Consider the following 8771-nt stretch of genomic DNA (forward strand, 5'->3'; position numbering starts at 1 on the left):
CCGACGGGGTCGGGGGCCCACCCGGCAGACGGGTCAGGGGTTCCCGTCTCCGGCCTGTCCCGGGAGCGACCCGGAGTGCGGGGTGCGGCCCGTCCCGGTGGCGTCGGTGGCGGCCGTCCCGGTGTGCGTGCCGGGCGTGCCCGCCGAGCCCGTGGTGCCCGGAGTGCCCGCGCGGTGCGCGCCGACGTGACCGGCGTGGGTGTCCTGGTAGAGGTCGTCGACGTCGCTCTCGCCGTAGGTGTCCCGGCCGAGGACGATGGCGGCGCCGCCCGGCCGGTTGGCGTTGGCGCGGTCGCGCAGCTCGCGCGGGGCCACGGCCTTGGCGAGGTGGTACCCGCCGACGGCGACGATGGTGCCGAGCGCGATGCCGCTCAGGGAGAAGTTGTCGGAGAACTTCAGCGAGACGTTGCCGATGCCCATGATGATGCCCGCGGCGAGCGGCACGAGGTTGATCGGGTTGCCGAAGTCGACGCCGTTCTCCTTCCAGATCTTGGCGCCGAGCAGGCCGATCATGCCGTAGAGCACCACCGTGATGCCGCCGAGGACACCGCCGGGGACGGACGCCACGAGGGCGCCGAACTTGGGCGACAGGCCGAAGATGATCGCCACGACCGCGGCCACGTAGTAGGCGGCCGTGGAGTAGACCCTGGTCGCCGCCATGACCCCGATGTTCTCCGCGTAGGTCGTCGTCGGGGAGCCGCCGACCGAGGTCGCGAGCACGGTGCCGATGCCGTCCGCGGCGATCGCGCGACCCATGTACGGGTCGAGGTCGTGACCGGTCATCTCGGCGACGGCCTTGACGTGGCCGGTGTTCTCGGCGATGAGCGCGATGACCGCGGGCAGGACGAGGAGGATCGCGGTGACGGAGAACGAGGGCGTGTGCCAGCCGACGACCTCCTTGCCGTCCGCGGCGATGGTCGTCTGCGACGGGAAGCCGAGCCAGGCGGCCTCCTTGACGGCGCCGAAGTTCGTGCGGAAGTGGTCGGTCGCCTTGGTGGCGCCGCCGAGGACGCTGTTGATCTGCCCGGCCGTCTTGTCCAGCACCCACGACAGCACCGTGCCGAAGATCAGCGCCAGGAAGACCGCGATGCGCCCGACGAAGCCGCGGAACGCCACCGCGAAGACGATGGTGAAGACCATGACCGTCAGCGCCACCCACTGGTCCTGCGGCCAGTAGATCCCGGCGACGACGGGCGCGAGGTTGAAGCCGATGAGCATGACGACCGCACCGGTCACCGACGGCGGAAGGACCTTGTGGAGCAGCCCCGATCCGAGGAAGTGGATCAGCAGCCCCACGACCGCCAGGACGACGCCCGCGACCAGCATCGCCCCGGTGACCTCCTTGCTGTCGCCGCCCTGCGCGCGGATCGCCGCGACACCACCGACGAACGACGCCGACGTGCCCAGGTAGCTCGGCACGCGGCCGGAGACGATGAGCAGGAACACGATCGTCGCGATCCCGCTCATCATGATCGCCAGCTGGGGGTTGAGGCCCATGACGATCGGGAAGACGAAGGTCGCGCCGAACATGGCGACGACGTGCTGGGCGCCGAGCCCGGCGGTCTTGCCCCAGCCGAGGCGCTCGTCGGGGGCGACGACGTCGTCCGGTCCGGCGAGGTTGCCGTCGCCGTGCAGCTTCCAACCCAGGCCCAAGCTCATCCGGACTCCTTCTCGCGGACCGCGCGCCGACAGGCACGCGGCATACGGTCCCTGCAGGTTAGGCGGCAACCTAGCGGCCGGGACAGCACCTGCGTTGGGCAATTGTTGCCATCCGCGGGGGAGGTCGTCCGGCGGACTCAGATGCCGCGCATCTGGTGCACCTTCAGCGCGAGTGCGAGCTTGAGCCGCAGCTGCGGGTCGGTGGTGAAGGGGCCGAGCATGCGCTCGAGCTTGGCGATGCGGTAGCGCAGCGTGTTGTAGTGGAAGAACAGCAGGCGGGCTGTCTCGGCGACGTTCATGTTGGTGTCGATGAGGATGCTGAGGGTGGTCCGCAGGTCGGCGTGCTCGGGGACGTCGTCGTTCGCCAGCGGCCCCAGTGCCTCCTCGACGAACCGGCGCAGGTCGGCGCTGTCGGGCACGAGCGCCAGCAGCCGGAAGATGCCGAGCTGGTCGAAGTGCGCGACCGATCCGTCGCCGTTGAGCTGCCGGCCGACGCTGACCGCGCTGAGCGCCTCCTCGTAGGCTCGGGGCAGGTCCGCGGGTGACTCGACCGGGCGGGAGACGCCGGTCGAGAAGGTGCGCCGCCCACCGCCGCCGTCGCCGCGCACGACCCGCACGACCTCGCCGACCGAGCGCATCACCGCGTCGGTGTCGGCGTCGCCCGGCACCGCGAAGAGCGCCACGACCTCCTGGCTGAAGCCCATCACCGGTGCCCGCGGGTCGCGCACGGCCATGGCACGGCTCCACGCCCGGGAGAACCGCTGCTGCAGGTCGGTGACCTCCTCGCTGGTGCGGCTCGTGTGCTCGTCGTCCTCGTCGGTCTCGGCGACGACGACCACCAGGGGGCGGTCGATGTCCCAGCCGAGCGCGGCCGCGTGCAGCAGCGCCTCGGCCGGCCCACCGGCGCGGCCGGCGAGCGCGTCACGCAGGAACTCGGCGCGGTACTTGCCCTCGACGGCCGAGACGGCCTGCTCCTTGGTGATGGCCAGGGCCGCCACGGTCGCCGCCCGCTCGAGCAGGTGGACGTCGTCGGCGGTGAGGCTGCGGTCCGGCACGAACGCCGCGAGCAGGCCGTGGCCCACCCCGCCGGCGACGATGCGCACGAGGGCGCGGCCGGACGAGGGTGTGCCGGGCGGGCGGATGCCCACCGCCTCGCGCTCGGTCACGAGCCGTCCGGTCCGGTCGAAGCAGTCGAGGGCGTGCGCGGCGGCGAGGTCCTGCTCGGACCCGGCCTCGGCCAGCACCCGGCCGTCGGTGCTCGTGACCATCGCGGCGCCGCCGAGGAAGCCGGCCAGCCGCTCGCACAGGTCCTCGAGCCCACCGCCGGCGAGCACGACGTCGACGAGGATCCGGTGCGCCTCGTCGACGCGGGCGAGGATCGCGGTCTGCTGGTCGAGGAGGGCGCCGAGGACCTCCGTGACGACGGCGTCCGGCTCGCCCGCGTCGAGGACGAGCAGGGGTATGCCGTGCCGCGCCGCCCGGTCGCGTATCGCCTCGAGGTCGGCTGCCGTGGCCGCCGCGGCGCCGGTGAGCAGGAGGGCGCCCGCACCGGCGCTCGCCAGGGTCGCGACGACGTCCAGGCGCTGCGCCGCGTGCTCGCCCAGGACCGCCGCGGGCGCGACGACCAGGTGGCCCGCGCAGGACGGCAGCGGTGCGTCCGGACCGCCGAGCCGGCTCGCGCGCGTGAGGACCCTGCCCGCGTCCGTCGCCTGGATGGCCATGCGCGCCCCGGCGAGGGACGGCAGGGCGAGCAGGCGCTCGAGCGACAGCCCGGCGACGAGCTCGCGGGCGGCCGGTGGGGTGGGTGACGCCACCGATGGCAACTCCACGTCACGCAGGTCGCGATCGTTGGCAACATTCACCATGAGGGGACTGTAATCGCACTGGATACGGTCGCAGGACCTGTCCGCGGAACCTTCGGAGGTCGGTCGGTGTCCCTGCCCGCGACGGCCTGGCCGGCGGCCGCGTCGTGCCGCTCGCCGCTGGTGCTCGACCGGCCCGCCCGCCCGGCCAGCGTGCTGGCGGCGTTCCCTGCAGCGCTCTACCTCGACGTGGACGGGTCGCTGCTCCCGGTCGTCACGCCGGACGGCCTGCGCCTGCCGACCGCCCTCGTCCTCGGTGGGGGACTGCAGGCGTCGGGGTGGGGGGTCCGGCCGGGTGACGCGGTGGAGGTGGGTTCGGGCCGGGTCCGGCTGCCCGGCGCCGACGTCGTGGCCGTGCGGACCTGGCAGCCGCGGGCGGTTCTACCGGCTCCCGGACCGGTCCGCGTTCCCGCGGGCGTCGACCGCGGCAGTGCCGCCTGGCGGCCCGCCGCAGCGGCGCTGGCGGAGCTCCTCCTCGACGGGCAGGACCCGGCCCCGGCGGTGGGCGCGCTCGTCGGTGCCGGCCCCGGGCTGACCCCGAGCGGTGACGACGTGCTGTGCGGCGTGCTCCTCGGCCTGCGGCTCGCGGCCCGCCTCGACGCCGTGGCGACGCTCGGGGCGGCCGTCCGCGGCAGGCTCGGCGGGACGACCACGCTCTCCGCCGCCCTGCTCACCGAGGCCGTTGCCGGGTATGCCGTGCCGCAGGTCCTGCGGCTCGCCTCCGCCCTCGCCCGCGGGGACGACCGCGCCGCCGTCGCAGCCGCCCGTGAGGTCGCGGCCGTCGGCCACTCCTCGGGGAGGGACCTGCTCGCCGGAGTCGTCGGCGCTCTCGAGGCCTGCACGCCCGAGGTCTCTGCGCTCGAGGCCTGCACGACCGCACTCAGGGAGGCGTCATGACCGACCACGTCGAGGTGAGGCGCGGGGCGTACCACGACTCCGTGAGCCTGATGCAGGTCTCCCGGCAGGTCGCGACGAGTCCCGGTGTCACGGCGGCGCAGGTGGCGATGGCGACCGACCTCAACGTCGACGTCCTGCGGGGCATGGGGTTCGACGTGCCGGCGGACGCCCGCCCCAACGACCTGCTGCTGGCCGTGCGGGGCGAGGACGACGCCGCCGTGCAGGCCGCGCTCGCGACGGCCGCGGCCGCCCTGGACGGCCTGCGCACCGCGTCGCAGCAGGCGGGCGGGTTCGGTGAAGCGCCGCCGCCGCGCACCCTGGGCCGGGCCGTGGACGCGGGCGGCGCGACGCTCGCCCTCGTCTCGGTGCCGGGAGACCACGCCGTGGTCGAGGCCCTCGACGCGATCGACCGCGGCGTGTCGGTCATGGTGTTCTCCGACAACGTCCCGGTCGAGGACGAGGTCCTGCTCAAGGACCGCGCCGCCGAGCGGGACGTGCTGGTCATGGGCCCCGACTGCGGGACCGCGGTCGTGGGCGGCGTCGCCCTCGGGTTCGCCAACGTCGTCCGCCGGGGGCCGGTCGGCATCGTCGCGGCGTCCGGCACCGGGGCCCAGCAGGTCATGGCCCTGCTCGACGCAGCCGAGGTCGGCGTCAGCCACTGCCTCGGTGTCGGCGGGCGCGACCTGTCCGCCGCCGTCGCCGGGCGGTCGACGCGCCAGGCGCTCGCCGCCCTCGCCGCCGACGAGGGCACCGAGCGGATCGTCGTCGTCTCCAAGCCGCCGGCCCCCGAGGTGCTCGCCGACCTCGAGGCGTGTGCCGCGGGGCTGGGCGTGCCGGTCCACTGGGCGACGCTCGGGCCCGGACGTCCCGACCTGACAGCGGCGCTCGAGGCGGTCGTCGCGGCTGCTGGCGGGACGCCCCCCGACGGCTGGCCCCCGTCCTGGCAGCCGGCCGACGTCCCGGCCCGCACCCCCGGTCCCGCCCCAGCACACGACCCTGATTCGAGGTCCTTGGGCGATCGCAGCGGCCAGGACCGCGGGGATCGCTCACAGACCTTCCTGAGGGGGCTGTTCTGCGGGGGGACCCTCGCCGACGAGGCGATGCTCGTGGCCGGCGAGGAGCTCGGGCCGATCCGCTCGAACACCCCGCTGTCGCCCGAGCTCACCCTCGGCGCGGACCTGCGCGCCGACGGGCACGTCGTCATCGACTTCGGCGACGACGCGCTCACCCGTGGCCGGGCCCACCCGATGATCGACCCGACGCTCCGGCTCGAGCGCATCGCGGCCGAGGCCGCCGACCCGACCTGCGGGGTGCTCCTGCTCGACCTGGTCCTCGGACATGGCGCGCACCCGGACCCGGCCCCCGAGCTGGCCGCGGCTGTCACCGCGGCCCGGGCCACCGCCGCGGGTGCCGGTCGCGAGCTGCCCGTCGTCGTGTCCCTGACGGGCACACCTGGCGACCCGCAGGACCTGTCCGCGTGCACCCGGCAGCTCACCGCGGCCGGCGCCCACGTCCACCTCTCCAACGCCGCCGCCACCCGGCACGCGGTCGAGCTGCTCGCCCCCGGGGAGGACCGGTGACCGCACCGCTGCACGGCCTGCTCTCGGAGGACCCGGTGGTGGCGACGGCCGGGGTGGGGCTGTTCGCCGACGCCCTGCGCGACCAGGCCGTCACGGTCACCGAGGCGCAGTGGCAGCCGCCGATGGAGGGGACAGAGGGCCACCTCGTGACCGTGCTGGCCGACCCGCGCCGAGCCGAGGCGAACGCCCTCGCCTTCGCCCGGATGACCGCCGCCGGCGCCGACCTCGTCGACGTCCGCCCGGCCCGCGAGGCGCTCGGGCTCGAGCGCGGCACCTTCCTGCACGCCGGGCCCCCGATCGAGTGGGAGCGGGCCTCGGGCCCGCTTCGGGGTGCCCTCATCGGGGCGGTCCTGTTCGAGGGACTGGCCGACACCCCCGAGGAGGCGGAGCGGCAGCTGGCGGCCGCGGCATACGACCTCGAGCCGTGCCACCACCGCGACGCGGTGGGGCCGATGGCCGGGGTCGTCTCGCCCTCGATGTGGGTCTACGAGCTGCGCGACGAGGTGCACGACCACACCTCGTGGTGCTCGCTCAACGAGGGGCTCGGCAAGGTCCTGCGCTACGGCGCCTACGGCCCCGAGGTCGTCGACCGGCTGCACTGGATGAACGCCGTCCTCGGGCCGCTGCTCCAGCAGGCCGTCCGCGCCCGCGGCCCCGTCGACATCAAGGCGATCCTGGCCCAGATGCTCCAGATGGGCGACGAGGGGCACAACCGCAACCGGGCGGGGAGCCTCATGCTGCTGCGCGAGCTGTTGCCGACGCTCATCACGGCCGACGGCAGCTCGTCCGACATCGCCGAGGCCGTGCGGTTCTCGGGCGCCAACGAGCACTTCTTCCTCAACCTCGGCATGCCTGCCTGCAAGCTGTCGACCCTGGCCGCCGAGGGCATCCCCGGCGCCACCGTCGTCACCACGATGGCGCGCAACGGCACCGACTTCGGCATCCGGACCGCCGGCACGGGCGACCGCTGGTTCACCGGGCCGGCCAACACCCCGAACGGCCTCTTCCTCGGCGACTACGGCCCCGACGACGCCAACCCCGACATCGGCGACTCCGCCATCACCGAGACCGCGGGGATCGGCGGCTTCGCCATGGCGGCGGCACCGGCGATCGTGCGGTTCGTCGGGGGCGACGTCCCGATGGCGCTGCGTGCCACGCGCACGATGTACGAGATCACCGTCGGCGAGCACCCGGCGTACCAGGTGCCCATCCTGGAGTTCCGCGGCACGGCCACCGGCATCGACGTGGTGGCCGTCGCGCGCACCGGGATCCTGCCGCAGATCAACACCGGCATGGCGGGCCGCGTCGCCGGGACCGGCCAGGTCGGGGCCGGTCTGGTGACGCCGCCGGCCGAGTGCTTCCCGGCAGCGCTGGCCGCGCTCGCGGACGCCGTGCCCTCCCGGGCCTGAGGAGCCTGCGGTATGCCGTGCCGCCACGCCCGCGTGGGCGGCTCCGGTGGCGGGCCGGGGCCGTGGCAGGATGGGCGTCCGTGACGGCAGGCATCCTCGACGGCAAGGCGGTCCTCGCGACCATCAAGGACGAGCTCAAGGTCCGCGTCGCGGCCCTGCGCGAGCAGGGGGTCGTGCCCGGTCTGGGCACCGTCCTCGTGGGCGACGACCCCGGCAGCCGCTGGTACGTCGGCGCCAAGCACAAGGACTGCGCCGAGATCGGCATCACCTCGATCCGTCGCGACCTGCCCGCCGGGACGCCGCAGGCCGAGGTCGAGGCCGTCATCGACGAGCTCAACGCCGACCCCGGGTGCACCGGGTTCCTCGTGCAGCAGCCCACGGGGCTCGACGAGTTCGCGCTGCTGTCGCGGGTCGACCCGGTGAAGGACGTCGACGGCCTGCACCCGACGAACCTCGGCTGGCTGGTGCTCGGCAAGGCCGCGCCGCTGCCGTGCACGCCCGCGGGCTGCATCGAGCTGCTGCGCCGGTTCGACGTGCCGGTCGCCGGGGCGCGGGTCGCGGTCGTCGGCCGCGGCATCACCGTCGGGCGCCCGCTCGGCCTCATGCTGACCCGCCGCTCGGAGAACGCGACCGTCGTGCTGTGCCACACCGGCACGCGCGACCTCGCGGCCGAGGTGCGCCGGGCCGACATCGTCGTCGCGGCTGCCGGGGTGCCCGGCCTGGTCACGGCGGACATGGTCAAGCCCGGTGCGGCCGTGCTCGACGTGGGGGTGAGCCGGATCGAGGCCGAGGACGGTCGGTCCGTCGTCGCCGGTGACGTCGCGCCCGACGTGGCCGAGGTCGCCGGCTGGGTCAGCCCCAACCCCGGCGGTGTGGGCCCGATGACCCGCGCCATGCTGCTGTCCAACATCGTCGCCGCCGCAGAGCGCCAGGCAGCCGCCGGCGATCGCGGTGCCGCCGCCGCGGGCTGACCCGGTCCGCACGTGACGCCGCCCAAGCTCGGCTGGTGGTGGGTCGCCACCCCGGTCCTGCTGCTCGGGCTGTACGCGTTCGCCCGGGGTGAGGTCCGGCTCGCCGGCTACGTCATGGCCGCCGGTGTCGGACTCGCCGCGGTGCTGCGGCTGGTGCTGCCCGCGGGCCGCGGGGGCGGGCTCGCGGTCCGGTCGCGGTTCGTCGACGTGGCGACGCTCGTCGTGCTGGCCCTCGGGCTCGCGGTCATCACCCACGTGCTCGACCTGCACCCCCGGCGTTGAGCCCCGGGCCGCTCGCCGTACCCGCCCCGGCTGGACGCGGGTCGCCGGACGCGGAACGGGCCGGGGGTCCTGGTCTGTCTCGGGCACGGGGGGGGTCTTGCCGGACGCCGC

Annotated in this window: 7 protein-coding genes; 5 read left to right on the forward strand and 2 right to left on the reverse strand. The window is 74.9% G+C overall.

Annotated elements, in window-relative coordinates:
• Positions 1-33: 33 nt before the first annotated feature.
• Together ACFUC1_RS06520 and ACFUC1_RS06525 are read right to left on the reverse strand one after the other, a co-directional pair.
• Positions 34-1659, reverse strand: a complete 1626-nt coding sequence (locus tag ACFUC1_RS06520; protein ID WP_379117851.1) for a uracil-xanthine permease family protein — start codon at positions 1657-1659, stop codon at positions 34-36.
• 137 nt (positions 1660-1796) lie between these two features.
• A complete protein-coding gene (locus ACFUC1_RS06525) occupies positions 1797-3524 on the reverse strand; it encodes a PucR family transcriptional regulator (RefSeq protein ID WP_379117853.1) in 1728 nt (575 codons plus the stop codon).
• A 66-nt stretch (positions 3525-3590) separates the two neighbouring features.
• Between ACFUC1_RS06525 and ACFUC1_RS06530 the strand changes: the two genes are divergently transcribed.
• From ACFUC1_RS06530 to ACFUC1_RS06550, 5 genes are all read left to right on the forward strand, one after another.
• Complete coding sequence (locus ACFUC1_RS06530; protein ID WP_379117855.1) at positions 3591-4418, forward strand: DUF2877 domain-containing protein; 828 nt, start codon at positions 3591-3593, stop codon at positions 4416-4418.
• Positions 4415-5998, forward strand: coding sequence for an FdrA family protein (locus tag ACFUC1_RS06535; RefSeq protein WP_379117857.1), 1584 nt, complete (start codon positions 4415-4417; stop codon positions 5996-5998). Before ACFUC1_RS06530 ends, ACFUC1_RS06535 begins: the two co-directional genes overlap by 4 nt.
• Complete coding sequence (locus ACFUC1_RS06540; RefSeq protein WP_379117859.1) at positions 5995-7407, forward strand: DUF1116 domain-containing protein; 1413 nt, start codon at positions 5995-5997, stop codon at positions 7405-7407. The genes ACFUC1_RS06535 and ACFUC1_RS06540 overlap by 4 nt, the downstream gene beginning before the upstream one ends.
• An 80-nt stretch (positions 7408-7487) precedes the next feature.
• On the forward strand, positions 7488-8378 hold the full coding sequence (locus ACFUC1_RS06545) for a bifunctional methylenetetrahydrofolate dehydrogenase/methenyltetrahydrofolate cyclohydrolase (RefSeq protein WP_379117861.1): 891 nt from the start codon (positions 7488-7490) through the stop codon (positions 8376-8378).
• Positions 8379-8390: 12 nt separating this feature from the next.
• Complete coding sequence (locus ACFUC1_RS06550; protein ID WP_379117863.1) at positions 8391-8660, forward strand: DUF3017 domain-containing protein; 270 nt, start codon at positions 8391-8393, stop codon at positions 8658-8660.
• Positions 8661-8771 lie beyond the last annotated feature (111 nt).

The organism is Pedococcus sp. NPDC057267 (assembly GCF_042668795.1).
Taxonomy (GTDB): domain Bacteria; phylum Actinomycetota; class Actinomycetes; order Actinomycetales; family Dermatophilaceae; genus Pedococcus.

What these genes read in the sequence shown, in the direction of transcription:
- ACFUC1_RS06520 (WP_379117851.1), bottom strand. Translation starts at nt 1,659, where the DNA reads ATGAGCTTGGGCCTGGGTTGGAAGCTGCACGGCGACGGCAACCTCGCC.
- ACFUC1_RS06525 (WP_379117853.1), bottom strand. Translation starts at nt 3,524, where the DNA reads ATGGTGAATGTTGCCAACGATCGCGACCTGCGTGACGTGGAGTTGCCA.
- ACFUC1_RS06535 (WP_379117857.1), top strand. Translation starts at nt 4,415, where the DNA reads ATGACCGACCACGTCGAGGTGAGGCGCGGGGCGTACCACGACTCCGTG.